The sequence below is a fragment of the Deefgea sp. CFH1-16 genome (assembly GCF_016881365.1).
In the GTDB taxonomy this organism is placed as follows: Bacteria; Pseudomonadota; Gammaproteobacteria; order Burkholderiales; family Chitinibacteraceae; genus Deefgea.
This window is the reverse complement of sequence record NZ_WLYT01000001.1, coordinates 112,225-135,130: the sequence shown is the minus strand read 5'-3', so window position 1 is coordinate 135,130 and position 22,906 is coordinate 112,225. Positions and strand designations below refer to the sequence as shown.

The 22,906-nt window shown below is 47.9% G+C and carries 28 protein-coding genes and 1 pseudogene; 13 read left to right on the top strand and 16 right to left on the bottom strand.

All coding sequences use genetic code 11. The annotated features are described in order from the left end of the window. Positions 1–14: 14 nt before the first annotated feature. Positions 15–869: a formyltetrahydrofolate deformylase gene (purU, locus tag GKO28_RS00735; RefSeq protein WP_173533856.1), complete on the top strand. Its 855-nt coding sequence runs from the start codon at positions 15–17 to the stop codon at positions 867–869. Positions 870–983: 114 nt separating this feature from the next. On the opposite strand, the gene GKO28_RS00730 is transcribed toward purU, so the two are convergent. The 10 genes and pseudogenes from GKO28_RS00730 to GKO28_RS00700 form a co-directional block, all read right to left on the bottom strand. Then, positions 984–2,318: a sensor histidine kinase gene (locus tag GKO28_RS00730; protein WP_247646240.1), complete on the bottom strand. Its 1,335-nt coding sequence runs from the start codon at positions 2,316–2,318 to the stop codon at positions 984–986. 22 nt (positions 2,319–2,340) lie between these two features. Next, positions 2,341–3,039: a response regulator transcription factor gene (locus GKO28_RS00725; protein WP_173533858.1), complete on the bottom strand. Its 699-nt coding sequence runs from the start codon at positions 3,037–3,039 to the stop codon at positions 2,341–2,343. Between the two features lie 215 nt (positions 3,040–3,254). Further along, positions 3,255–3,476: a ferrochelatase gene (locus GKO28_RS22095; RefSeq protein WP_307838925.1), complete on the bottom strand. Its 222-nt coding sequence runs from the start codon at positions 3,474–3,476 to the stop codon at positions 3,255–3,257. A 19-nt stretch (positions 3,477–3,495) separates the two neighbouring features. Further along, positions 3,496–4,164, bottom strand: coding sequence for a ferrochelatase (gene hemH / locus GKO28_RS00720; protein WP_307838924.1), 669 nt, complete (start codon positions 4,162–4,164; stop codon positions 3,496–3,498). Between the two features lie 115 nt (positions 4,165–4,279). Beyond that, on the bottom strand, positions 4,280–4,555 hold the full coding sequence (locus tag GKO28_RS18905; RefSeq protein ID WP_307839068.1) for a DUF4129 domain-containing protein: 276 nt from the start codon (positions 4,553–4,555) through the stop codon (positions 4,280–4,282). Positions 4,556–4,844: 289 nt separating this feature from the next. After that, positions 4,845–5,699 (bottom strand): annotated as a pseudogene (locus GKO28_RS18900) (transglutaminaseTgpA domain-containing protein); the annotation flags it as partial. Further along, positions 5,591–6,034: a DUF3488 domain-containing protein gene (locus GKO28_RS22545; protein ID WP_374220752.1), complete on the bottom strand. Its 444-nt coding sequence runs from the start codon at positions 6,032–6,034 to the stop codon at positions 5,591–5,593. The pseudogene GKO28_RS18900 and the gene GKO28_RS22545, both read right to left, overlap by 109 nt. Beyond that, positions 5,953–6,213 (bottom strand): transglutaminaseTgpA domain-containing protein, encoded by a 261-nt coding sequence (locus GKO28_RS20830; protein WP_182075027.1) that lies wholly within the window; start codon positions 6,211–6,213, stop codon positions 5,953–5,955. The genes GKO28_RS22545 and GKO28_RS20830 overlap by 82 nt, the downstream gene beginning before the upstream one ends. Beyond that, complete coding sequence (locus GKO28_RS00705) at positions 6,210–7,175, bottom strand: DUF58 domain-containing protein (protein WP_182075026.1); 966 nt, start codon at positions 7,173–7,175, stop codon at positions 6,210–6,212. The genes GKO28_RS20830 and GKO28_RS00705 overlap by 4 nt, the downstream gene beginning before the upstream one ends. Beyond that, the gene (locus GKO28_RS00700) at positions 7,172–8,107 is read right to left on the bottom strand and encodes a MoxR family ATPase (RefSeq protein ID WP_182075025.1); all 936 of its coding nucleotides are present in this window, start codon (positions 8,105–8,107) and stop codon (positions 7,172–7,174) included. Before GKO28_RS00700 ends, GKO28_RS00705 begins: the two co-directional genes overlap by 4 nt. A 280-nt stretch (positions 8,108–8,387) precedes the next feature. Here GKO28_RS00700 and GKO28_RS22090 point away from each other — a divergent pair, with 280 nt between their 5' ends. From GKO28_RS22090 to astE, 9 genes are all read left to right on the top strand, one after another. Continuing rightward, a complete protein-coding gene (locus tag GKO28_RS22090) occupies positions 8,388–8,822 on the top strand; it encodes a hypothetical protein (protein WP_307838923.1) in 435 nt (144 codons plus the stop codon). Beyond that, the gene (locus tag GKO28_RS22085; protein ID WP_307838922.1) at positions 8,800–9,327 is read left to right on the top strand and encodes a hypothetical protein; all 528 of its coding nucleotides are present in this window, start codon (positions 8,800–8,802) and stop codon (positions 9,325–9,327) included. The genes GKO28_RS22090 and GKO28_RS22085 overlap by 23 nt, the downstream gene beginning before the upstream one ends. After that, positions 9,320–9,676 carry a C40 family peptidase gene (locus tag GKO28_RS00690; protein ID WP_247646238.1) on the top strand — a complete coding sequence of 119 codons (357 nt, stop codon included), beginning with the start codon at positions 9,320–9,322 and terminating at the stop codon, positions 9,674–9,676. The genes GKO28_RS22085 and GKO28_RS00690 overlap by 8 nt, the downstream gene beginning before the upstream one ends. Continuing rightward, positions 9,651–9,818 carry an NlpC/P60 family protein gene (locus GKO28_RS18895; protein ID WP_307839067.1) on the top strand — a complete coding sequence of 56 codons (168 nt, stop codon included), beginning with the start codon at positions 9,651–9,653 and terminating at the stop codon, positions 9,816–9,818. Before GKO28_RS00690 ends, GKO28_RS18895 begins: the two co-directional genes overlap by 26 nt. 107 nt (positions 9,819–9,925) lie before the next feature. Continuing rightward, on the top strand, positions 9,926–10,948 hold the full coding sequence (gene astA, locus GKO28_RS00685) for an arginine N-succinyltransferase (RefSeq protein WP_182075024.1): 1,023 nt from the start codon (positions 9,926–9,928) through the stop codon (positions 10,946–10,948). A gap of 10 nt (positions 10,949–10,958) precedes the next feature. Beyond that, complete coding sequence (gene astD, locus GKO28_RS00680; protein WP_182075023.1) at positions 10,959–12,416, top strand: succinylglutamate-semialdehyde dehydrogenase; 1,458 nt, start codon at positions 10,959–10,961, stop codon at positions 12,414–12,416. Next, positions 12,413–13,489, top strand: a complete 1,077-nt coding sequence (gene astB, locus GKO28_RS00675; protein WP_282099193.1) for an N-succinylarginine dihydrolase — start codon at positions 12,413–12,415, stop codon at positions 13,487–13,489. Before astD ends, astB begins: the two co-directional genes overlap by 4 nt. An 8-nt stretch (positions 13,490–13,497) precedes the next feature. Beyond that, the gene (locus GKO28_RS20825; protein WP_282099192.1) at positions 13,498–13,770 is read left to right on the top strand and encodes an N-succinylarginine dihydrolase; all 273 of its coding nucleotides are present in this window, start codon (positions 13,498–13,500) and stop codon (positions 13,768–13,770) included. A gap of 72 nt (positions 13,771–13,842) precedes the next feature. Further along, complete coding sequence (gene astE / locus GKO28_RS00670) at positions 13,843–14,847, top strand: succinylglutamate desuccinylase (RefSeq protein ID WP_182075022.1); 1,005 nt, start codon at positions 13,843–13,845, stop codon at positions 14,845–14,847. A 181-nt stretch (positions 14,848–15,028) separates the two neighbouring features. Here astE and GKO28_RS00665 read toward each other — a convergent pair whose 3' ends face one another. Beyond that, entirely contained in the window at positions 15,029–15,841 is an 813-nt protein-coding gene (locus GKO28_RS00665; RefSeq protein WP_182075021.1) for a C40 family peptidase, read from the bottom strand. 93 nt (positions 15,842–15,934) lie between these two features. Here GKO28_RS00665 and GKO28_RS00660 point away from each other — a divergent pair, with 93 nt between their 5' ends. Next, positions 15,935–17,620 (top strand): AarF/ABC1/UbiB kinase family protein, encoded by a 1,686-nt coding sequence (locus GKO28_RS00660; protein WP_182075020.1) that lies wholly within the window; start codon positions 15,935–15,937, stop codon positions 17,618–17,620. Here GKO28_RS00660 and GKO28_RS00655 read toward each other — a convergent pair. The 4 genes from GKO28_RS00655 to GKO28_RS00640 form a co-directional block, all read right to left on the bottom strand. Then, positions 17,617–18,114: a DNA-deoxyinosine glycosylase gene (locus tag GKO28_RS00655; RefSeq protein WP_182075019.1), complete on the bottom strand. Its 498-nt coding sequence runs from the start codon at positions 18,112–18,114 to the stop codon at positions 17,617–17,619. The genes GKO28_RS00660 and GKO28_RS00655 overlap by 4 nt on opposite strands. 4 nt (positions 18,115–18,118) lie before the next feature. After that, positions 18,119–19,912 carry a methyl-accepting chemotaxis protein gene (locus GKO28_RS00650; RefSeq protein WP_203563806.1) on the bottom strand — a complete coding sequence of 598 codons (1,794 nt, stop codon included), beginning with the start codon at positions 19,910–19,912 and terminating at the stop codon, positions 18,119–18,121. A 159-nt stretch (positions 19,913–20,071) separates the two neighbouring features. Then, the gene (locus tag GKO28_RS00645) at positions 20,072–20,554 is read right to left on the bottom strand and encodes a hypothetical protein (RefSeq protein ID WP_247646237.1); all 483 of its coding nucleotides are present in this window, start codon (positions 20,552–20,554) and stop codon (positions 20,072–20,074) included. A gap of 2 nt (positions 20,555–20,556) precedes the next feature. After that, positions 20,557–20,991, bottom strand: a complete 435-nt coding sequence (locus tag GKO28_RS00640; RefSeq protein ID WP_182075018.1) for a thioesterase family protein — start codon at positions 20,989–20,991, stop codon at positions 20,557–20,559. Positions 20,992–21,099: 108 nt separating this feature from the next. Here GKO28_RS00640 and GKO28_RS00635 point away from each other — a divergent pair, with 108 nt between their 5' ends. Both GKO28_RS00635 and GKO28_RS00630 read left to right on the top strand, forming a co-directional pair. Beyond that, the gene (locus tag GKO28_RS00635; RefSeq protein ID WP_182075017.1) at positions 21,100–21,555 is read left to right on the top strand and encodes a universal stress protein; all 456 of its coding nucleotides are present in this window, start codon (positions 21,100–21,102) and stop codon (positions 21,553–21,555) included. Then, the gene (locus GKO28_RS00630) at positions 21,545–22,414 is read left to right on the top strand and encodes a radical SAM protein (protein WP_182075016.1); all 870 of its coding nucleotides are present in this window, start codon (positions 21,545–21,547) and stop codon (positions 22,412–22,414) included. Before GKO28_RS00635 ends, GKO28_RS00630 begins: the two co-directional genes overlap by 11 nt. On the opposite strand, the gene GKO28_RS00625 is transcribed toward GKO28_RS00630, so the two are convergent. Beyond that, on the bottom strand, positions 22,411–22,701 hold the full coding sequence (locus GKO28_RS00625) for a DNA-binding transcriptional regulator (protein ID WP_173533876.1): 291 nt from the start codon (positions 22,699–22,701) through the stop codon (positions 22,411–22,413). The genes GKO28_RS00630 and GKO28_RS00625 overlap by 4 nt on opposite strands. Between the last annotated feature and the right edge of the window lie 205 nt (positions 22,702–22,906).

Genomic DNA, 22,906 nt, shown 5'->3' with positions numbered 1-22,906 from the left:
CAAGATGATGCCGAATGACACATACCGCGACACTACTGATCAGTTGCCCAGATCGAAAAGGTCTGTCTGCCGCGATCGCTAACTTTTTGTATACCTATAACGCCAATATTGTTCATTCCGATCAACATCAAGACAATACTGATGGTTTGTTTTTGATGCGTATCGAATGGGATTTAGCTGACTTTACTTTAGATATGAAAGCTTTTGCAGCGGCATTTCAGCCGATTGCTGATCGTTTTCAAATGACGTGGAAAGTTTCTTTATCGAATCGTCCACAAAAAGTCGCTATTTTTGTATCGAAATATGATCATTGCTTGGTCGATTTATTGCATCGACATAAAAGTGGCGAATTTAATTGTGAAATTCCACTGATTATTTCAAATCACGAAGATTGCCGAGCTTTAGCCGATTTTTATGGTATTGAATACCATGTAATTGCTGTTGGTAAAGACAATAAAGCAGCTGCAGAGGCCGCGCAAACGGCATTGCTGCATGAAAAAGAAATTGATCTGATTGTGCTGGCGCGATATATGCAAGTGTTAAGCCATGACTTTACTGCGCAATTCCCGCAGCGCATAATCAATATTCATCATAGTTTCTTGCCGGCTTTTGATGGCGCAAAGCCTTACCATCGTGCGTTTGCTCGTGGGGTTAAGTTAATTGGTGCGACCAGCCATTATGTGACCGAAGTGCTCGATGATGGTCCAATTATTGAGCAAGATGTGAATCGTATTTCGCATCGAGATGATGTTGAAGCATTGATTCAACAAGGTCGTGATTTAGAGCGCGTGGTCTTATCACGTGCGGTGCGTTGGCATTTGCAACATCGTGTTTTGGTGTATTCAAATAAAACGGTTATTTTTGATTGATGACACCATACTGGCTTTGTATTAAACCATAAAAAAGTCCCGCTTTTAGATGCGGGACTTTTTTATGGCCGGCAGTCGGCGTAATTTAAAAACACGTGGGTATTGCATGTAGTGCTAGGTATTTAGCTCTGTTTTTGGCAATACCACATGCACAATTAAACCATGTGGTTCCGCGTCGAGTAATTGCACGCTACCAGCGTGGCGTTCTGCAATTTCTCGTACAATCGCCATCCCAAGTCCACAACCATTGCCAGTTTGCTCTCGGCGATAAAAACGCTCAAACACCCGAGCTTTATCGCTGTCAGGAATACCGGGTCCATTATCTTCGACATCAACGATGTAGTTCTTTTCATCTTCTGTGAGTCGAACGGTGACGCTACCATCGCGAGGAATGTATTTAATGGCGTTTTCCACCAAGTTAATAAACATTTCTCTTAGAAGCGCTGAGTTGCCATGCAGTGGCGCGTCTTGCACAAAGCAATCGCAACCTAGATCAATCCGAGCGGCTAAAGCGCGTGGTACGAGTTCAGCAGTTAAATCACGAATGATTTTCGCCAAATCCATGTGTACTTTAGGGATGCTAGTTTGGCTGCCAGGCTCAGAGCGAGCTAAGGTCAAAAGTTGATTGACCAAATGAATGCTTCGCGTGGCACTGGTATGCACCATATTGAGTCGTTCGCGTAGACCTTCAGGCGAATTTTCACGCATGGCCAATTCAGTTTGCGATTTTAGTCCTGCCAGTGGGGTACGTAATTGATGTGCCGCATCGGCAATAAATCGGCGTTGCCGGTCAATACTGGCTTCGGTGGTTGCCAATAAATGATTTAATGCAGCGGACAAGGCGTTCAGTTCGCGTGGCGCATCTTGCAATGCCAATGGCGACAAGTCTTGTGGCTTACGTAATTCCATCATCGATTGCAACTGTGCTAAAGGTCGTAATCCTAGGCCGATCCCCCACCAGACAAAGAAAATCGTGAGGATAATGAGTAAGAGTAGAGGGATTGCAGTCGAGAGGAAAATATTACGCGTATAAACATCACGGTCATGTAGATTAAACGCAATTTGTATTGTTCTATCCGAATGCGGCGCACTTTTTTGCAAAAGTACGCGGTATTTTTGACCGTCTATTGTTTGGTAATAAAAGAACGGATCATTTTGCGGTTGATGCGTTTGGGGTAGGGCGATTTCCGCTCGACCAGCAATTAAGCGCTGATTGCTGTCATGGATGGAATAAATTTCCAAATCATCCAGTGAATCAATGGTTGCGATAATTTTGCTGCTGAGTTCCGGGCCAATCTGCGGTTGGTGTTGGATGAGTTTAGCTACGGCATTGGCCGATTTGATTAATCGTTTATCAATTGCATTGTCGGCATAGTGCAAAGTAATTGATAAAAAAAGTGCTGCCCCAGCAAGGCAAAATACCAGCTGGGGCAGTAAAAGCCACAACAATAATTGTTGTCGTAGCGAAGTTTTAGTTAGTCGCATCAGTAGGAATGACTTGCTGCTTTTCAAGTAAATAACCCAAACCACGAATCGTACGTATTACCACGCCAGCTGGATCTAATTTTTTACGTAAGCGATGCACGTAAACTTCAATTGCATTGAGGCCAACTTCAGCGTTTTCATTGCCTAATTCGCTAACGATTTGCTCTTTAGTCACTACGCGGTCGATGTTTGACATCAAGATTTCGAGTACGGTTAATTCACGAGCTGACAAATCAAGCGGCGTATCATTGCACCATGCACGTTGACCAGCGCGATCAAGGCGTAAATTACCCAATTGCTGTACTGACTGCGGCAAAATTTGGCTGCGGCGTAACAGGGCGCGTAAACGAGCTTCTAATTCAGAAAACTCAAATGGTTTTGCCAAGTAATCATCGGCACCTGCATCCAAGCCTGCAACGCGTTCATCTAAACCATCTAGTGCGGTTAGAATCAAAATTGGCAAAGAAGGCTTATGCTGACGAACATTACGCAGTACAGTCAGACCGTCCATATTTGGCAGACCGATATCTAAGACAACGGCATCGTAGTCGTTGTGAAGTAAAATTTGTAATGCTAATGCGCCATCATTCACGCAGTCGCATTGAAAGTCTGCTTGCGAAAGACTTGATTTTAGCGCGTCGGCTAAGATCAGGTCGTCTTCAGCTAAGAATAGTTTAGTGGCCATTGGGTATATCCCCTTTTGTAAGATTAAGCTTACCGCAGAGTGTAGCGTTAATTTCTAAAATCCCCAAGTTCAATTTGTTGTGTTTTATGGTCTTACATCTATTAAGTGATTGATTTAATTCATCTATATTTCTTTTTTCAGCTTTGCCGTTTGTCAGCCAGCCTGTCAGCTCGGTGCGAACCAATTCTTCGAGCGTAGAAATCCATTCAGCATGATCATTCAGGCAAGGGATGAATTGATAGTTTTTTCCCCCCCGCTTGTAGGTAGTCATGCCGGCCTTCGATGGCAATTTCTTCCAGTGTTTCTAAGCAGTCGGCGACAAATCCGGGGCAGATTACATCGAGCTGTGATAACTGTTTCTGGCCAAGCTGCTGTATTACTTGGCTAGTGTACGGTTTAAGCCATTCGGCTTTGCCAAAGCGAGATTGAAAAGACACACCGTATATTGTGTGGGATTTAAATCAAGTGCCTCAGCCAGTAGTCGGCCGGTTTTGAGTGCATGGCAGTGATAAGGATCGCCTTTGTCGAGTGTGTAGCGCGCGGCACCCCATGAAAACTCATTAGTAAGTGCTCACCCTTGCCGTTGGCTTGCCAATGCTGACGAACTTGCGCGGCTAAGGCTGCGATATAGCGAGGATGGTCATAGTAAGGCGCCACAGTGCGGATGGCCGGTTGAAAACGGGTTTTTTGTAATACCCGGTAAACCTCATCATTCACACTCGCGGTGGTGCTGGCGGCATATTGTGGATACATCGGAACGATAATGATTTTTTGGCAATTGAGTGCTTTTAATTTGCTGATTTGACTTTCGATTGAAGGCGAGCCGTAGCGCATTGCGTAGTCAACAACCAGCTGCCCTGGAAACGCTTCGCCAAGTTGCCCTTTAAGTAGTTTGGCCTGTTTGATGGTCCAGACTTTGAGTGGCGAGCCTTCTTTAGTCCAAATGCTGGCGTATTTTTCAGCACTTTTTTTCGGGCGAGTCGTCAAAATAATGCCGTTGAGAATGCACCACCAAATGGCTTTAGGAATTTCAACCACGCGCGGGTCAGATAGAAACTGTCTTAAGTAAGGGCGTACAGCTTGGGCGGTAGGGGCTTCTGGTGTGCCTAGGTTGATTAAAAGCACGCCAATTTTGGCTGGATTTTGATGTGCGAATTGCGGTTCAGTTAAAAAGCGAGCCATAGTTTTAAATGAGAATGAGTGGATGAGGGTTCGGCCATCATAAATCGATCTGTTTGAATTAAGCAAAACGTTTAATGGCGATTTTTAATTGCGCTAATGCGCTGCTGTCTTGCGCATAACGCGCGGCCAGATAGAGGTTGGTGATCTCAATCATACTGGCCGCCAATTCGGGGCGTGCTGTTTGGCAGCGTGCGGCAAACTGGCTGGCCGTTTCATGCGGTGCTTTGTAAAGTTGAAAGCGGTGTAATTTTTTGCAATAGCGCGCAAATAATTGATGGGCAACATCGGTCGGTTGCGCTGGATTGCGATGTAAAAAATAAAAATAAAAACCCACCAAGAATAAGTAGTAATCCACCGCTTAAATAAAGTAAGAATAGCCAAGAGAGAAATTCTTTAATGCCTAGCCGCTGAAGTAAATTCAATTGGCGTTGGCTGTCATACGCAATGACCCATTGATTCCAATGATTCACCCACGCATCGAGATGCAGTCGCATGGATTTGATGAATGTTGCGTCGCGACTAAATAGCATTGGCAGCGCATCATTTTGCCAGCGAGGCGCAAAGCGGCTTTCGAAACCATTTTCGATGCGTGTGGGTGAAACCACAAAGGTAGGATCTACGCGCTGCCAACCTTGCTCTGTTAGCCAAACCTCAACCCAAGCGTGGGCATCGGCTTGTCGAATCATGTAGTAATTACCATTGGGATTGAACTGGCCGCCTTGATAGCCGGTCACGATACGTGCAGGCACGTTTGCGGCCCGCATGAGTACGGCAAAAGCACTGGCGTAATGTTCGCAATAGCCCTGTTTTGATTCAAATAAAAACTCATCAATCCGATCTTTTTTTTGTAGCAATGGCGGCGTTAGCGTGTAACTAAAATGCTGGGTTTTTAGCCATTGCAAGCCCGATTGAACGCGTTGTGCAGGGGCTTGTTGTTGCCAGCGTTGCGCGAGGGAGATTGTTTTTGGGTTCAGTGACGGTGGCAGCTGCAGGGCCGCTGCGATGCCAGTGTCACCCAAGGTTTGCCAGTGCAAGGTGCTACTGGCGCTGTAGCGCAGTCTTTGATTGATCGGGCTGCGTTGGATTAATTGCAATTGTGAGTTCAACATTGCAGTTTGTGGGAACTGAGTAGGTAGATCCAATGCCAGTAACCAGTTTTGTTGATTCGGCTCTAAGGTGATGCTGTAGTTAACTTGAGGACCGCGTGCGATGATTTGTGGTGGCTTGCTCGAGTTTGCCGTGGCGGGTAGCCAGTATTGGCCATCGAACTGATTGAACACCGGGCCACGCCAATACAGTTGATCTTGGCGTGGTGCCATGCCGTTAAATTCAGCACGAAAGGCGATGCGATTATCTTGGATTAATTGATTTAAGCTGCCCGGCGACATCTTGTCCCCAGATAGACCGGTGCGAGCGGCAGTCTCGTTGGGCAAACTCCAAAGCGGAGCCGGTAGTCGAGGGAATAAAACAAAAACAATAAGGCGGCAAGGGGTATTGCCTGTAAACATATTTTTACCGCTGCCTTGATAGATATACCTAGGGTTAGTACATTGTTTTCTAAGCGCAGTGCAATGCAAACGGTTGCGACTAAGGCCAAGCCAGCCAATGCCGCTTGCCAAGGCGCTTGCCCGTGTAAAAAACTGATCCCTGTCGCAAAAAACGCCAGCAATAACATGGCATGGGCATCGCGGACGGTGCGTGTTTCATACAGTTTGCTAATGCACAGCGCAATCAATACGGCAATCCCACCTTCGCGCCCATGAGGCTTTGATGGGCTTGATAAACGAGGAGCAAGCTTAAAATTGCCAGTAATAAGCTCAAGTGGCGCGGTATTTGCGTTCGCCGTTGGGGGCTTAATCCACAATAAGTCAGTAGTGCCAAACCGAGCAAACCAGATAGCCATGGGTTTTGCATGATCAGATGCGGCAGGCAAACGAAGAGCATCAGCACGCCAAGTTGCTGTTGTTCTGGCGGTGTCAGTTGGCGGCTCATCGTGGGGGCGTAAATTGCGCGAGTGCCAATAAGCAGCGCTGCTGATGAATTGCGCCTAATGCTGGGGCAAAGTGCGCATTGGGTAGCTTAAGCCCATAATCTTGGCCACGTTCTTGGGCGGCTAAAATCCAAGCACAAAGTCGACTTAAAGCCAGTTCAAGTTCTAAATCTTGCACATCATCCCAGTGAAAATAGCGGCTTTCCCCGGTAGGGGATTGAAAGTGCTTCACCAGCAATTGCTCGCCATGCGCGCTGTGTTTCCACGCAATGGCATGCTTGGCGTCTCCGCGTTGAAATACACGCAAACCATTAAACTCATCGTGGCCATGGGCGTTGGATAAAGTTTGTCCGGTCGATCGATGATGTCCGAGCGGTGGTGGCGGTGGGTTTTCTTCCGGTGCGGGATAAACCCATAGTGATTGCGGGCTATTCAGGAAGCTCCAGCAACGAAACAAGGCCATCGGTTGAGTTGACTCTAGACGTAAGCGCGGCAGGGTGACTGCGCCGCGTTGCGGGCATGGCAGTCGTAAAGTGACGTCTTGTGTCGCCCACGGCGGCAGGTTGCTCAGTGTCGCAATGGCGCTGTCGCGGCAAGAAACATGCAATTGGCTGCGCGTAATGTCTTTTTTGTTTTCAAAACGAATTAAAACGGCCGCATGTTCCCCAGCAAAAACGGCGGATATTGGGAGTACTTCCAATCGAAGGGCAAGTAGATTGGCGTACGATTTGAGCATCATGGTTTGGCCAATGCCAATGAGTAAAAAGGCAAACAGTAAACCCAGGTTGAGTTGATAATTTAATGCGCCAACAAGCAGTGTCAGTACCATAAAGCTAAATGCACAGCCGTAGCGAGTCGGCAATATATAGAGCTGCTGATGGCGGATTTCTTGTTGGCCACTGTGTGCGGGGTGACGGCGATTGATCCAGCGTTGCCACGGCCGATTGATAGTGGATTTAATCAAGGAATTGCGACCTGCGCTAAAAGTTGCTGAACCGCGGCAAAGTCATTGCGATGGCTTTGTTTTGAGATTAAACGATGGCCAGCAACGGCGACAAAAACTTGCTGTACATCATCGGGCAGCACCATATTGCGGCCATTGAGCCATGCCCAAGCTTTGCTGGCGTGAACTAAGCCTAATGCGGCTCGCGGCGATAGGCCATATACAAATTGAGTGTCGCGGCGTGAGTGTGCAATCAGTGCCTGAATATAATCCAGTAGTGCTGGTGAGGCAGTAATTTGTTGTATCGCAGCTTGCGCGGCGATGAGCTGCTCTGCGTTGAGTAAGGCAGCTGTTTGTTGGAGTAAAACTTGTCGATCTAGGCCCTCGAGTAAGGCGCGCTCGGCGGCGGGGCTCGGATAACCCAGCTCAATGCGCAATAAAAATCGATCGAGTTGCGATTCGGGTAAAGGGAAAGTACCGATTTGTTGTTGTGGATTTTGTGTTGCAATCACAAAGAACGGCGTGGGGAGTAAATGGGTTTCGCCATCCAAAGTGACTTGGCGCTCGGCCATCGCTTCGAGTAAGGCCGATTGCGTTTTGGCGGTAGCGCGGTTGATTTCATCGGCCAACAAGATTTGAGTAAAAATCGGGCCGGGATGAAACTGAAACCGTGCTTCGTGACGCTCATACACTGAAACCCCGAGTAAATCGGCAGGCAGTAAGTCGCTGGTAAATTGAATGCGTGCAAATGCCAAACCTAAAACTCGGGCTAAAGCATGGGCTAAGGTGGTTTTGCCAACGCCGGGGATGTCTTCAATTAATAAGTGGCCTTGGGCCAAAATACACGTTAACGCAAGCCGAATGGTGTGCGGCTTGCCCAGGATAATTTGATTTAATTGCTGCTCGGCAGCGTGGAGTTGCTGCAACAGGCGTGGCGGTGTTGATGGTGTCATTCTTTCCCTCTTGTGCTGTGCAGCGTAAACTTAACAATAAACATGTCTATTGAGCAAGTACTAAGTCAGGCGGTGACGAGCTGGGTAGGCTGAAAAAGATTGGTTTTAAGCTGGCGTTAGAAATTCGTATGAATGACGCGAAGATTGAAGATGTTGCAAGTTTTCTTGGTTGTGCAGAATCAACGATAAAGAACATGTTGAGTAAACATAAATCTATGTAATCAGCATTGGGTTTTCATATCAAAAGCAATATGAATATAGTCAACAAGGGGCAATTTCTGTGGTCGGTTCCTGTGGTGCAACTGCATATATTAGTCATCCATCGTGTGTGATGCATGAAATGGGGCAAGGTCATCCTGAATGTCCTGAGCGTTTGGCGGCGATTCAAGACCGCTTGATCGCGGCGGGTATTTGGGATTATTTATTGCATGTCACGGCGCAAGCGGCAACGCGAGAACAATTGCTGCGGGTGCATCCGGCGGCGTATTTAGATCGTTTAGCTGTTGCCAGTCCAGCGCAAGGGCATGTGCATTTAGAGCCTGACACGGTGTTAAATCCCTACACCTTGAACGCAGCTTACCATGGTGCAGGCGCCGGGATTCAAGCGGTGGATTTGGTGATGCAAGGTAAGGCACAAAATGCATTTTGTGCGATTCGTCCACCGGGGCATCACGCAGAAAAAGAAAAAGCTTTTGGATTTTGTTTTTTTAAGTAATGTTGCGATTGCCGCCAAGCATGCAATTGCCGCTTATGGTTTGGAGCGCGTGGCGATTGTTGATTTTGATGTGCACCACGGTAATGGCACTGAAGACTGTTTATGGGATGAGCCTCGCGCTTTGATGGTGAGTATTTTTCAGCACCCGTTTTTTCCTTATTCAGGGGATGTGCCGATGGCGGACAATATGCACAATATTGCGATGCCACGAGCGACCAAAAGTGCGGAATTTCGTGAAGTGGTCACCCAGCAATGGTTACCTCTATTAAATGAATATCAACCGCAACTGATTTTGATCTCGGCTGGTTTTGATGCGCATCTGGAAGATGAAATGGGCTCGATGGGCTTAGTTGAAGCCGATTATGCTTGGGTGACGCAGCAATTAATGAAAGTCGCCGCGCGCTACAGTGAGCAGCGCATCGTGTCGATGCTCGAAGGCGGTTATGACTTATCTGCCTTGGCGCGCAGCGTCACTGAGCACGTGCGAGTATTAGTGGATGATTAAGTTTACGATCACTTTGCTGTGTGGGCTTTTTATACTCACTGGGTGTACTTCCACCAAACCAGCAAAAAATAAGCCCGCCAAGCCTATACCCTCGCTGTCTAATATTAAAGCCGATGGTGCTGGTCGCGAAGTGGTGATGTATGCCTTGGGCTTATTGGAAACGCAATATCAGTTTGGTGGTATTAATCCAGAAGCGGGTTTAGATTGCAGTGGATTAGTCTTGCTGGTGTATAAAAATGCTCTCGGTGTTACGCTGCCACGTACGGCAGCGGCGATGGCGGCGGCATCACGACCGGTGAGCCAGTCAGAAATGCAGGCGGGGGATTTGGTGTTTTTTAAAAACTACTGATCGCTCGTTTTCCCACGTTGGTATCTACCTTGGCGATGAAAAATTTATTCATGCGCCGTCGAGTAATGGTCGAGTCCGGATCGAATCATTGAAAAATGTTTACTTTGCGCCGCGCTTTGAAGGGGCGCGCACCTTGATGTAGGTCAGCCGTAAAGAGCTCGCTGCATCCCGCTTGAATGGGGATAGTACCGATACGCGGTTTTTCAACACTTTGCTACATTGGTTATATTCCATTTTTAGTTGAAGACCATGTTAATACGCCCGATCGTCCCCGCAGATCTAGAGGCGCTCCTTGCTTTGGCAGCGACCGCGGGTGTAGGCGTTACAACGTTACAGCCCAATCCTGAGCGCTTAAGTGCGCGCATTCAAACCAGTAATTTAAGTCTGCATGGTCAACTTGACTTGGCTGACGCCAGTTATTTATTCGTGCTTGAAGACGATGATAGCCAACAAATCGTCGGTATTTGCGGCGTTGAAGCTGCTTTGGGCATGCACGACACTTGGTACAACTACCGAGTGGGTCTTTCGGTGCATGCATCACGCGAAATGCAGATTTATAAGCAACTGCCGACGCTATTTTTAACTTCCGACTTAACCGGTTCAAGCGAGTTGTGCTCTTTATTTTTAAAGCCAACGTATCGCCGCGATGGTAATGGCGCTTTGCTGTCGAAAAGTCGATTTTTGTTTATGGCCGAGTTTCCTGATCGATTTTCAGAGCGAGTGATCGCTGAAATGCGCGGCGTTTCTGATGAAACCGGGCGTTCGCCATTTTGGGAAAGTTTAGGCCGGCATTTTTTTACGATGGATTTTGCTAAAGCGGATTTTCTGTCTTACGTCGGCAGCAAATCGTTTATTGCAGAATTGATGCCTAAACATCCAATCTATACCTGTTTCTTATCTGATGAAGCTCGGGCGGCCTTGGGGCACGTGCATCCGGCCACGGAACCGGCACGCGCTTTGCTGGAGTCCGAAGGCTTTCGTTATCAAGGCTATGTCGATATTTTTGATGCCGGTCCAAGCTTGGAATGCAGCTTGGCCGATATTCGTGCCATCAAAGACAGTGCCGTATTTCCCGTTTTGCCCGTCGCTACGGAGCCGGTGGATGGCTCAGTTTGGTTAGTCAGCAATCGAAGCCTGACTGATTTTAGAGTTACTTTAGCGGTGTCCTTACCACAAGATGGCATCTTGCCGCTGACGAGCGAAGTATTAACACGCTTAAATTTAACGCATGACGCTACTGTTCGTGCTGTGCCTTTGTCCGCAAAGGTTTAAAGGAAAAAGTATGCAATTAATTCATGGGCATTGGCTGTCTGGCCGTGGTGAGGTTTTTTCTTCGCGCAATCCAGTAACGCAAGACATTGTTTGGCAAGGTGCAGCTGCCAATGACGATGACGTGAAGGAGGCGGTATGTGCCGCTCGTGCCGCGTTTATTGCTTGGCGTGATCTGCAATTTGCCGAGCGTGCGGCGTTAATTCGCAACTTTGCTGAGTTATTAAAAGCCAATCAAGCTAGTTTGGCCGATGTGATTGGCATTGAAACGGGAAAGCCGCGTTGGGAAGCATTGACTGAAGTGGCAACCATGGTCAATAAAATCGAGATTTCGATCAAAAGTTACGATGAGCGAACCGGTTATAAAGAGGCGCAGCAAGGCGATGCGCAAGCGGTGTTACGCCATCGGCCGCATGGCGTGGTGGCGGTATTTGGCCCGTATAATTTCCCTGGTCATTTACCCAATGGCCACATTGTGCCGGCGCTGCTGGCTGGCAATTGCGTGGTATTTAAACCGTCTGAATTGGCACCGATGACCGCGCAAAAAACCGCTGAGTTATGGATTGCAGCAGGTTTGCCAGCAGGGGTACTGAATGTGGTGCAAGGCGGGCGTGAAACGGGCGTTACTCTGGCGGCCAATGCTGATTTAGATGGTTTGTACTTTACCGGTAGTGCACACACTGGTTATGCCTTGCATCGCCAATTTGCGGGTGCGCCACATAAAATTTTGGCGCTAGAAATGGGCGGCAATAATCCATTGGTGGTGGAGGAAGTCAGTGACGTTGATGCGGCAATCCACCATGTGATTCAGTCGGCGTTTATTTCTGCGGGTCAACGTTGTACTTGCGCGCGGCGTTTGCTATTGCCGGTTGGTGCGTGGGGTGATGCGTTTATTGCTCGCTTGATTACGGTGACCGCCGCTTTACAAGTTGGCACTTGGGATGCGCCAGCCCAGCCCTTTATGGGCGCGGTGATTTCGCTGGCGGCGGCCGATGCCATGCTGGCGGCGCAGCAGCGTTTGCAAGCCCAAGGCGCGCACACTTTATTGGCCATGCAACGATTGATAGCCAATACCGCTTTATTGTCGCCAGGCATCTTGGATGTCACCGGTTTGGCTGATTTGCCGGATGAAGAATATTTTGGCCCTTTGCTGCAAGTGCAGCGTTATACCGATTTTGATCAGGCGCTGGTGCTGGCTAATCGCACGCAGTTTGGTCTGGCAGCCGGTTTGTTGTCCGATTCGCGCTCGCAATATGAATATTTTTGGCGTGCGTCGCGCGCTGGGATTGTGAATTGGAATAAACCGCTGACCGGCGCATCCAGTGCTGCGCCATTTGGTGGTATTGGCGCGTCGGGTAATCATCGCGCGAGTGCGTATTATGCTGCCGATTATTGCGCTTATCCGGTGGCCTCGATCGAGGCTGAGCAATTGCAATTGCCGGCTCAGTTGCCAGTGGGGATGACTTTATGAATTCAGTACGGGCATTTGAAGCCAATTTTGATGGTTTGGTGGGGCCAACGCATCATTACGGTGGTCACTCGTTTGGCAATGTGGCGTCAACGGGTAACGCCAATCAAGCGGCCAATCCCCGCGAAGCGGCATTGCAAGGCTTGGCCAAAATGAAAGCCTTGGCCGATTTAGGCTATCGCCAAGGCGTATTGCCACCGCAAGAGCGGCCAGCGTTGTGGATGTTACGTGATCTAGGGTATACGGGTAGCGATGCTGAAATCATTGCAGCCATGAGCAATACCCCTTCGGGGTTTTTGTCTGCGTTGAGTTCAGCGTCTTCCATGTGGACCGCCAATGCAGCGACAGTGAGTCCATCCGCCGATACGCAAGATGGCCGGGTGCATTTTACGGTGGCGAACTTACAAAATAAATTTCACCGCGCCATCGAGCACAAACAAACCGCCCGCACGCTAAAAAGTATTTTTGCGCACCCACAGCATTTTATGGTGCACGATGCTTTGCCGATGCTTGCGGCGTTCGGCGATGAAGGTGCTGCCAATCATACTCGGCTGTGTCATGACTATGCCGAGCAAGGCGTCGAGTTGTTTGTTTATGGCCGTCAGCACTGGGGAGGGCAGATTGCGCCGCAGCACTATCCGGCCAGACAAACTCGAGAGGCGAGCGAAGCGGTGATTCGTCGTCATGGTTTAGCGGCCAGCCACACGGTGTTGGCGCAGCAAAACCCCGCAGTGATTGATGCCGGGGTGTTTCATAACGATGTAATTGCGGTTGGCAATCAAAACGTGTTGTTTTGCCATCAAGATGCGTTTTTAGCGTCTGATCAAGTGTATGCCGAGTTAACGGCCAAAATGGCTGGCCAATTACACATTATCGAAGTGTCCCGTGATGTAGTGAGCGTGGCTGACGCGGTGAAGTCGTATTTGTTTAATAGCCAACTATTGGCTAAGCCCGATGGCAGGCAGCGCCTCGTTGTGCCTGAGGAGTGCCGTAATACGCCAGCGGTGTGGGCTTATCTACAAGCATTGCAAGCGAGTAATGGGCCAATTGATGAGTTGTGTTGGTCTATGACTTAAAGCAAAGCATGCAAAATGGTGGCGGCCCAGCGTGTTTGCGGCTGCGGGTCGCTTTAAATGAAGTTGAAGCCAACGCGGTCAATGCTGGGGTGTGGATGAATGATGCACTGTATGCACGGCTGACGCAGTGGGTTGAGCGGCATTACCGTGATCGTTTAGTTGAAGCTGATTTGCTTGATCCGAGTTTTTTAATTGAAGTGCGTAGCGCATTGGATGAATTGACGCAGATTTTGCAATTAGGGTCGATTTATCCGTTTCAGATGCAAGGCGTGGATGTTTAAGAACGCCCGTGTCATGGGCTGATCCTGCTAAAATTAGCTCACCATTATCGATTTCCCTTGGGTTAAGTGCAAATGAGTCGTTTTTTACAAGAAACATTATCAGGAAATACCACCATCGCCTTGCCGTACTGCTTGCCGACAGGGGCTGGCGTACAGGTGATGGATGAGGGGGTGATTCGATTCGAGCCGCAAGACATCGATAATACGGCATTGGATCTGGTGATTTCCTGCGGCATCCATGGGAATGAGACCGCGCCGGTTGAATTGGTCGACCAATTGATTGAGCAAATCATGCTGGGCGCAATTAAGGTGCGCGCACGTGTGCTGTTTATTTTTGGCAATGTGGCGGCTTTGCGTTTAGGTCATCGTTTTGTTGAAGAAGACATGAATCGATTGTTTTCTCGCACGCCAGAGGTTGAAGACGGCATTGAGAAAAGGCGCGCTGCAATGCTAGAAATGCATGTAATGCGGTTTTTTCAAGCCAATGCGCAAGCGAAAAAACCAAGGTTTCATTACGATTTACATACGGCGATTCACGGTTCTTTGATTGAAAAATTTGCAATTTACCCACTACCTAAACCTGGAAATACGTTCTCGACCGTTGAAATTGCGCGCTTGTCATTGGCAGGGGTCGATACGGTGTTATTGCAATCGACGGTGTCGAGTACCTTTTCGTTTTTTTCCAGCCGCCATTGTAATGCTGCGGCCTTTACCATTGAATTGGGAAGTGCTCGCCCGTTTGGAGAGAACCAGCAGATCGACTTATCTAAAATGGCTGCCTATTTGCAGCAATTAATTCAAGGTGAGTTGCCTACGCCAGATTTAGTGCCGGAACAGGTGCAAGTTTTCCGTGTTTCGCGTGAAGTAATGAAGAAAACCAATGATTTTAAATTTGCCATTGATGGCAAAACGGATAACTTTACGCCCTTGGCGCAAGGTTTGGTGTTGGCGGAAGATCAGGGCGAGCAATTTATTATTGAAGAAGCTAACGCACGGATTATTTTCCCTAATCCCGATGTACCACCGGGTTTGCGTGCGGGCTTGGTGATTGTGCCAGCAAAAGATTTTGATATTTAAATTTCGCGCAATATAAAAAAGCCATTCGTTGAATGGCTTTTTTATTGGCTAAAAATAAGTGATTATTTTTTAGTTTGAGTCGTTGCTTTAGGTTTTGCAGTGCTGGTTTTTGGCGCGACTTTGCGCGCGGGTTTTATTCGCCGGTTTTTTCGCCACATTTTTGTTGGCAGTTACTTTTTTACTACTTACTTTGCGACTCGTCGTGGCACTTTTTTGTGTGTTTTGTCGATTTACGCGTTTGTACTGTACTTGGCTTACTGGTAACAGTTGCGCATTGCGTCACCGTTTTTTTGTTTTTACCTTTGCCGGTGGTCACTTTTTTACAAACTCGTTTACTGCTACTGCTGGCCGATGAAGTCGCCACGGCGCTGCGTTTGTTTTCATTACTGCTGGCCGCCAGCATGGCATTTACATTTAAGCCTTCAGAATTGCCCGCGTCGGCCATTCGACGCGCACCAGTAAAGCGCGTGGTCCAATAGTTAATGCCCATATTGGCCACTTCGACGCTGCGCCCTGCACGGGGTGAATGAATGAATCGATTGTCGCCTAGGTAAATGCCAACGTGAGAGAACGTTCTGCCTAGTGTATTGAAAAAAACCAAGTCACCCGGTTTTAATTCTGATTTATCGATGGTTTTACCTTTTTGCGCCATTTCAAAGGCGGTGCGCGGCAAGGTTAAATTCATCGAGTTTTGAAAAACATAGCGAATAAATCCGCTGCAATCGAGCCCCGATTCAGGTGTGTCGCCGCCCCAGGTATATTTCACACCAATTAAGCTCATTGCAGATAAAAGTAAATCCTGAGCCGGTGTATAGTCAGCTTGTTTCTCAGCGGATTTTTTATTGCGTTTGGCTTTGCTGGCGGTATTACTACTTGGTTTGTTAGCGCCCCAGCTACTTGGGGTCGCAACTTCGCCAACGGGCATCTCCTCGTCGGCGTAGACAGGGAGTGCGCTCAGGCTAAATAGTGTGGTGAGAATGATGATCCATTTCATGGGCAGGAACTGTACGGATGTGGAATCGGGCTGTAAAGCATAAAATTGAAATAATCCGAATTTTATTGGTTTCATTTAAGGAAATAGGACTGAATGCTGAAAGAAACGTTCACTGTTGTCAGAGATTTACCTCGAGTGAGAGAGATTGTAGCGATTTTGATTCGTTATGGCCTTGGCAATTTGGTGCAAAAATTGGGCTTGAACAAAGGAATAGAACGCGCTAGCGATGCTTTGCATTTGCCCGGTGAGCATGAAATTGAATTACTTGAGCCGGCGGTGAGGGTACGAAAAGCGTTAGAGCAATTGGGCCCTACATTTATTAAATTGGGTCAGGTTTTAGCCACGCGGGTGGATATGTTTACCCCCGATTGGATTGCTGAATTTGAAAAATTACAAAGTGAAGTACCACCGTTGGATTTTGCCATTTTATTGCCCGAATTACAGCAGTTGTTAGGCGATGATCCGCATGCGATTTTTAAAGCTTTAGATCCCATTCCAGTGGGCTCGGCATCCATCGCTCAGGTGCATCGGGCGCAGTTGCAAGATGGCACCGAGGTCGTGTTAAAGATTCGCCGGCCGGGAATTATTCCAAAAATTGAAGCCGATTTACGTATTTTGCGGCACATTGCCAGCTTGGCTGAATTTGAGTTTCCAGATTTGCGGCGTTATCAGCCGGTGCGGATTGTGGATGAATTTGCCAAGTCGCTGCGTCGAGAGCTGAATTTGTCGACCGAAGCGCGTAATTTAGAGCGCTTTGTACAAAATTTTGCTGGGCATGATGAAATTGAGATTCCACGCATTTGGTGGCAATGGACTGGCGAGAGTTTGAATGTACAAAGTTATATCGGCGGGATCGCGGGCAATGATTTAGCGGCAGTCGATGCTGCAGGTATGGATAGAACGGTATTGGCTGCCCGTGGTGCTGATGCAGTGCTTAAAATGGTATTGATCGATGGTTATTTTCATGCGGACCCACATCCTGGCAATGTGAAGTATTTGCCGGGCAACCGGATTGCATTTCTTGATTTTGGTATGGTTGGCCGTTTGCCACGGCCACGGCGAGATCAAATTGTCGATTTATTGGCCGCTTTATCGCAACGTGATGAGCATGGCATTTTAAATGTATTGCTCGAATGGACCGGTGACACTTTAGTTTATGAGACTAAATTGGCCAGTGATATTGCCGATTTTATGTTTAATTACGAGAATCTGCCGCTAAAAGACGTTCCGTTTGGACATATGCTCAACGATGTTGCCGTCATTATGCGCGACCATGAAATCACATTGCCGTCGGATTTAACCCTGTTATTTAAAGCGCTGATCACCTTGGAAGGTTTGGGGCGCCAGCTTGATCCTGATTTTAAAATGGTGCCGCATCTAACGCCATTTGTAAAAGAAGTCATTCTTGAGCGCTTGAGCCCCAAAGCTTGGCTTAAAACCGGCAAAGACAATGTGTTTGAAGCCTTCAGTGTGTTGTCCGGTTTGCCCAGTGATATTGGTAAACTGATCAAGCAAGCTCGGCGTGGTAGTTTGAAGGTGGATTTGGACTTAAAACGCTTAGATCGTTTTGGCAGTTTGCTGGCTAAAAGTGCCAATCGGTTGACAATGGGCATTGTGACTGGCGCATTGATTATTGGCTCATCGATTGCCATGACGATTAAGACGGGGCCCACTTTGTTGGGGATGCCGTTACTGGGATTTTTAGGGTTTGTTGTCGCCTTGGTTAATGCAATTTGGCTGATGTTTGCGATTTGGGCTTCTGGTAAAGACGAGCGTTAAGTTTTTAAATAAGGCCTCAGCGCGGCGAGCCAAGCTTCGGTCTTATGACTAACATTAAGGGTATGCGCAGGGCTGCTAGACGGTAAAACGAGTTGCTCAATATACCCCGGAATGAGTTTGCTGCCGTATTTGGCCGCAGCTTGGCCATTAAAGGCCACTAACTGCAGTTGAGGTTGCGCTCTACACCACGCGTCAAGTGGGTTCAATTGTGGTGTTTGGATCGCAGTATCAAGGCTGCCAACACGGTTTGCTTGTTGCACCACATCCCAGAGCGCAATGCCATATTGCTGAATAAGGGGGTAGCGTTCAGCAAATGGACGTTGTGTTAAGTCGACGGCAATCAATTGGCTGATTATCGGCCAAAAGGCATTTCTTGGATGTGCATAGTAATGCCCTGCATTGAGCGAGGCGTCGCCTGGCAAACTGCCTAAAATTAAGATGCGGCTATTGGCATCAAATATCGCGTTGAAGCTAGATTTTTGTAGCTCAGACATGCATTTAGGCGTTGGTTAAAATCGCATTACCATCAAACCCTAGGCGCAATCCACCCCAGTGTCGACCATTGACAGTGATCGGCACGTCGATTTCAGTCATGATTTCACCGGTATCGCGAACATAGGTTTGCAATAAAAAGCGTTCGGTATTGCGTGCGGCACGTAGCCCAGCGGGATCGTTAAAAATACGTTGGTGACGGCTCTCAATTAAGTCGATGGCACTCTCTCCGGTTAGCGCTTTGGCATACCAGCTATTGTGGGTCGGCGCGTAGCCATTGCAGTCAACGGCCAAAACAAAGCGCCCGCCAGGCGCGGTTTTGGCGAGTTCATCGTAAAGTGGTTGAATGTCAGACACAAAGTGCGCGTTGTATTCGGTCTGGTATTTTTGTGGTTGGGTATTGGGTAAGGGGCGGTAGTTGTGGTCAAACACATTGATGCCACGCTGATGCAGTGCCTCAATTTGGGCGGCAATCCGATCGCGGTATTGGCATACCGATGAGATGCTGGAATCCAGCGCGCCTTGCCCTACGGTAAAACGGCCAATCATGGCTTGGACTTTTTCTGCCGCTTGCGCCACATCAAAAGAAGATTGCGCTGATCGCCCCATTTTTTCATTCACCCCGAGTGATAATTGGTGAATTTCTGAAACGTTGGCATTCACCAAATTATTGGCGCTGGTGAAGCTTTCGAGGGTCTGTGCAATGCCAGATAAGGCTTGCGCGGTCATTTCAAAATCTTGCATCAATTGTGCAAATTGCATTGATGCTTTTGCAACCGCTTCACGGGTTAGGTTGGCATCCGTCGTAATCATGGCGGTTTCGGCCAAGGTCTCAGCCACTTGGCTGAGCATATTGTCGATATCGTTGGATATTTCATCGGTTGCGACGCCAACTTTTTCTGCCAATTTACGCACTTCATCGGCAACAACCGCAAAGCCACGACCTTGTTCACCGGCGCGTGCGGCTTCAATGGCGGCATTGAGCGCTAATAAATTGGTTTGTCCGGCAATTTCTTTGATCAAATCAACAATGGTTTTGATGCTGGCTGAACGTTGATTTAATCCGTCAACGGTGTGGTTGAAAGAGGCAATTTTATGGGTGATCGCATTAATACGCGTGGTGACGTCTTGTAGTTCGGCTGAGGATTGTCGCGCCATTTGCAAATTTTGTGCCGTTGTTTGCGAAATCTCACCGGTGCGGTGCGAGACGTGGTTAATGCCTTCGGTGGTTGCATTGCTGGCGTTGACCACATTTCTGGCTAGCGTATCTTGTTGGGCGGTGGCCGAGGCTGAATCTTTGATGTTTTTTTGTGATTTAGCCGCCTCAAGCGCCATGCCAACCGTCATAGTTTGGACATTGGCAATGATGTCGCGTTGTTTACTTAAAAAGCGGTTGCAGGTGAGCGCGAGTTGGCTGATTTCATCGGAGTAGGGGGCCGGAATATCCTTTGAAAGATCGCCTTCGTGACTGGCCGCTTCATCAAAGACTTGATCGATGCGTTGTACCGGTTTGGTAATCCAAAAATGAAAATAAGTAATTTCAATGGCGCAGAGTAATACAGTAAGGGCGGTGCAGGCGATGGCAAACCATTGCAAATGCTGGATTTCTTGTAGTATCAATTGACTGGTAGCCGGAGCGAGTTGCGCGAGCGTGGCGCTGAGTTTGGATTCAAGTCGGTGACTGGCAATCAGGAGTAATATTGGAAAGATTAAAAATAAGCCAATAAAAGCAAATTTCTTAGCCAGCGTTGAAATGAATCTGCGTTCCAGTGCGGTATGTAAGTCAATAACCCAGCTCATGGCGTACCTGTCGTGGTATTTTTATTATTTTAGGGTGCGCGCCACGGTGTGGTGCGGGTTGTTGATTACTCAAGCCAAGCAGTCTGTAGAGCTTGGTGTTTGTTGGCTTGAGCTGGCAATTTTTTGCTGTTGCCAAGGTGTACATTGAGTATACCGACGTTATTGGAAAGACATAAAGCTTAAGCAACGTGGTGTCGTGTCATGTACAGCTTGTGCAATTAGCGGGTTTATTCGCCAAAAGCGATGGCTAAATCGTCGAGCGATAAATGCCATTTTTTTGAGCATGCGGCTAAATACCGCCAATTCAGCGTCGCAAATTTCTTGGTCTGATTTGGCGATGTCGAGCGCCAGCGCCGCCAGTTGCAAACGTTTTTGTGGCTCATCAATGGTTTCAAGTAAATCATCAATGCGTTGCTTGTCAATTAAGCGAATTTGTCCGTTTTCATCGGCTTCATCGCTGATGTCAGCGCAATAGGCTTGTAATACTTGAATGAAACCTTTGCGGGTAATGCCAAGAATCTCATAAGCGCGTAAATGCTCTAGCTCTTCGATTTCTTCTGGGTCAAAACTACCATCACACATCATCTGCATGACCAAGATACGTGCCATGGCTTCTGGGCTATTGCTAGGGTATTTTTTCATTTCTATTGTTGCTCCTGACTTTTGATCGCCTGCCGAAAAAGAGCCGGCAAGGACATGATTTTTCGTTCGGTATAGCTAAAACAGGCCATGGTTGTTTTTGCTTTAGCAATTGGCTGTGCTTGGGTGCTTACATCATAATAAAGTTCAAACCGAGTTTGACTGATTTCGTCAATCCCAAGGCGAATCTGCAACACGTCACCATAAAAGGCCTCGTGTAAAAAAATAACGGCAACATCACTTAAAATTAAACCTGCACCACCGATGTCAACTTCACTGTGATACCCCAGATGAACGAGCCATTGCAACCTTGCTTCGTGTAGTAAGCCCAGTAAGGCATCATGTGCTAAATGCTGGCCGTAGTTAATATCGGTAATTCGAACCGTAATATTGCACTGAAATAGATTGCACTCTGGTAAGTCGAGTTTAATTCGTGGCATAGTTAGTTTTAAGTATTGATGTAGCTTTGAGTTTAAGCGCGTCAGCACATTGCCGCAATAAGCTTTGTCCTGTAAGACTAAAGTAGTTATTTTGGAGGAGTTTGCCCTATGTATCAACGTATCTTAGTGCCAGTCGATCATAGTGATACCAGTGCTGCGGCGCTAGAAGAAGCAAAGCGTCTTGCCGGTGAACAACGGGCGGTACTTCGGCTGATTCATGTGATTGATCTGGCGCAGTTTGCTTGGAGTGCCAATGAATTTTTGGATGTGCCGCAATTACAGGCTTCGCTTCGGGTTGGCGGGCAAGCATTGCTTGACTCTAGAGCTGAAGAGCTCCGTGCACTGGGTTTGACGGTTGACGTGGCCTTGCTTGAAATCTGGGGCGGACAAATCGCGCGTACGATTGTCGATGAAGGTGAGAAATGGCATGCCGAATTGCTGGTCATGGGTACGCATGGTTATGGCGGCTTGACGCATTTGCTGCTTGGTAGTGTGGCTGAAGGCGTGCTTCGCTATGCAAAAACGCCAGTTTTGTTGGTGAGAGCGCCTGAGCATGTCGTTTAAAACACAATGGATTGCACCGCTACAGGTGAATGATCATCGGCGAGATATTGCAGGCTTGACTTATGTTTATCCGGTGGTGTCGCGTCGTGCTGGCGGGGTTTCGGTGGGTATCAATTTAAACCCAAATAACGCCTGTAATTGGCGCTGCGTGTATTGCCAAGTGCCTGATTTGCAAAGAGGTTCTGCGCCAGAAATTGCATTGCCGCAGTTAGAGTTTGAATTGGATTTGATGCTCGGGGATGTTGTTAACGGCGATTTTATGAATCGAGCAGTCCCAGATGGTGTGCGTCGACTCAATGACATTGCATTTTCAGGTAATGGCGAGCCAACGACTTCGGGGCAGTTTGCCGAATGTGTCGCGATTGTTGAGCGGGCCTTAGATCGTTTTTCCTTGCGCGGGCAAATCAAAGTGGTGCTGATTACCAATGGTAGTCAGCTGGATAAGGCCAGTGTACAGCTGGCGCTTAAAACCATGGCATCGTTGCGCGGAGAGGTTTGGTTTAAGGTCGATCGTGCGCCGCAAGATGATTTTGCATGGGTCAATCAAATTCGTTTGAATCGGCAGCAAGTAATGCGGCGCTTGGCGCAGGCAGCGGCTTTGTGTCCAACATGGATACAGACGTGCATGTTTGCGGTGGATGGCCAGTTGCCCTCGGAAGTTGAGCTGCAGGCTTATTTAACGTTTTTGGCGCAGCAAATTGAGGCAGGTGTGAAGCTGGAAGGGGTGTTGCTCTATGGGATTGCTCGCACTTCGATGCAGGCAGAGGCGGCGCAGCTGAGCGCCGCACCCACAGAGTGGATGCAACGCTTGGCCGAACGAATTACATCATTAGGTTTGTCAGTTAAGCTGGCAGCTTAGTGACTTGCTGCTTCACTTTGTTGGGCTTTTTGCAGTAATTCATCCATCAGTTCCGGACGTTCGCTGCGTAAAAGTTCTAATACTTTAATTTCTTCTTTGCGTAGTTTGGCTAGATCAATGCCTTCGATGTGAACGACGCGTAATAATTCGGCCACTGGTTTAGGCATGTTGCGACCACTCTCGTAGCGCGAGCCGCCACTTTGCGTTACACCAATTTGACTCCAGAAGTCTTGCTGGTTCATGCCCAATTGTTTACGGATATCGCGCGGGCTGAATTTCTTGGTCATGTTGGGTCCTTTGTATTGCATGATGATTAGATTTTCTTTCATCATATAAGTCATCAAAGTGAGAAACACGGCACTATTCCATATGACTAATGGTGTCTTATTTACTCGCGCAAAATGAATAATTTTGTTATGCAGCCTATTTCAGTTAAAAAGTGGTGGCGCATTTTGTCAGTTATGTGATGTATTGCCCTCTTAGACTGGTAGT

Coding starts and splice junctions, on each gene's coding strand:
- astA (WP_182075024.1), top strand. CDS start 9,926: ATGTTAATACGCCCGATCGTCCCCGCAGATCTAGAGGCGCTCCTTGCT.
- astB (WP_282099193.1), top strand. CDS start 12,413: ATGAATTCAGTACGGGCATTTGAAGCCAATTTTGATGGTTTGGTGGGG.
- astD (WP_182075023.1), top strand. CDS start 10,959: ATGCAATTAATTCATGGGCATTGGCTGTCTGGCCGTGGTGAGGTTTTT.
- GKO28_RS00650 (WP_203563806.1), bottom strand. CDS start 19,912: ATGAGCTGGGTTATTGACTTACATACCGCACTGGAACGCAGATTCATT.
- GKO28_RS00635 (WP_182075017.1), top strand. CDS start 21,100: ATGTATCAACGTATCTTAGTGCCAGTCGATCATAGTGATACCAGTGCT.
- GKO28_RS00700 (WP_182075025.1), bottom strand. CDS start 8,107: ATGACACCATCAACACCGCCACGCCTGTTGCAGCAACTCCACGCTGCC.
- GKO28_RS00665 (WP_182075021.1), bottom strand. CDS start 15,841: ATGAAATGGATCATCATTCTCACCACACTATTTAGCCTGAGCGCACTC.
- GKO28_RS00660 (WP_182075020.1), top strand. CDS start 15,935: ATGCTGAAAGAAACGTTCACTGTTGTCAGAGATTTACCTCGAGTGAGA.
- GKO28_RS00630 (WP_182075016.1), top strand. CDS start 21,545: ATGTCGTTTAAAACACAATGGATTGCACCGCTACAGGTGAATGATCAT.
- GKO28_RS00725 (WP_173533858.1), bottom strand. CDS start 3,039: ATGGCCACTAAACTATTCTTAGCTGAAGACGACCTGATCTTAGCCGAC.
- purU (WP_173533856.1), top strand. CDS start 15: ATGACACATACCGCGACACTACTGATCAGTTGCCCAGATCGAAAAGGT.
- GKO28_RS00645 (WP_247646237.1), bottom strand. CDS start 20,554: ATGAAAAAATACCCTAGCAATAGCCCAGAAGCCATGGCACGTATCTTG.
- GKO28_RS00625 (WP_173533876.1), bottom strand. CDS start 22,701: ATGACCAAGAAATTCAGCCCGCGCGATATCCGTAAACAATTGGGCATG.
- GKO28_RS00640 (WP_182075018.1), bottom strand. CDS start 20,991: ATGCCACGAATTAAACTCGACTTACCAGAGTGCAATCTATTTCAGTGC.
- GKO28_RS00690 (WP_247646238.1), top strand. CDS start 9,320: ATGATTAAGTTTACGATCACTTTGCTGTGTGGGCTTTTTATACTCACT.
- astE (WP_182075022.1), top strand. CDS start 13,843: ATGAGTCGTTTTTTACAAGAAACATTATCAGGAAATACCACCATCGCC.
- GKO28_RS20825 (WP_282099192.1), top strand. CDS start 13,498: ATGCAAAATGGTGGCGGCCCAGCGTGTTTGCGGCTGCGGGTCGCTTTA.
- GKO28_RS00655 (WP_182075019.1), bottom strand. CDS start 18,114: ATGTCTGAGCTACAAAAATCTAGCTTCAACGCGATATTTGATGCCAAT.
- GKO28_RS20830 (WP_182075027.1), bottom strand. CDS start 6,213: ATGAGCCGCCAACTGACACCGCCAGAACAACAGCAACTTGGCGTGCTG.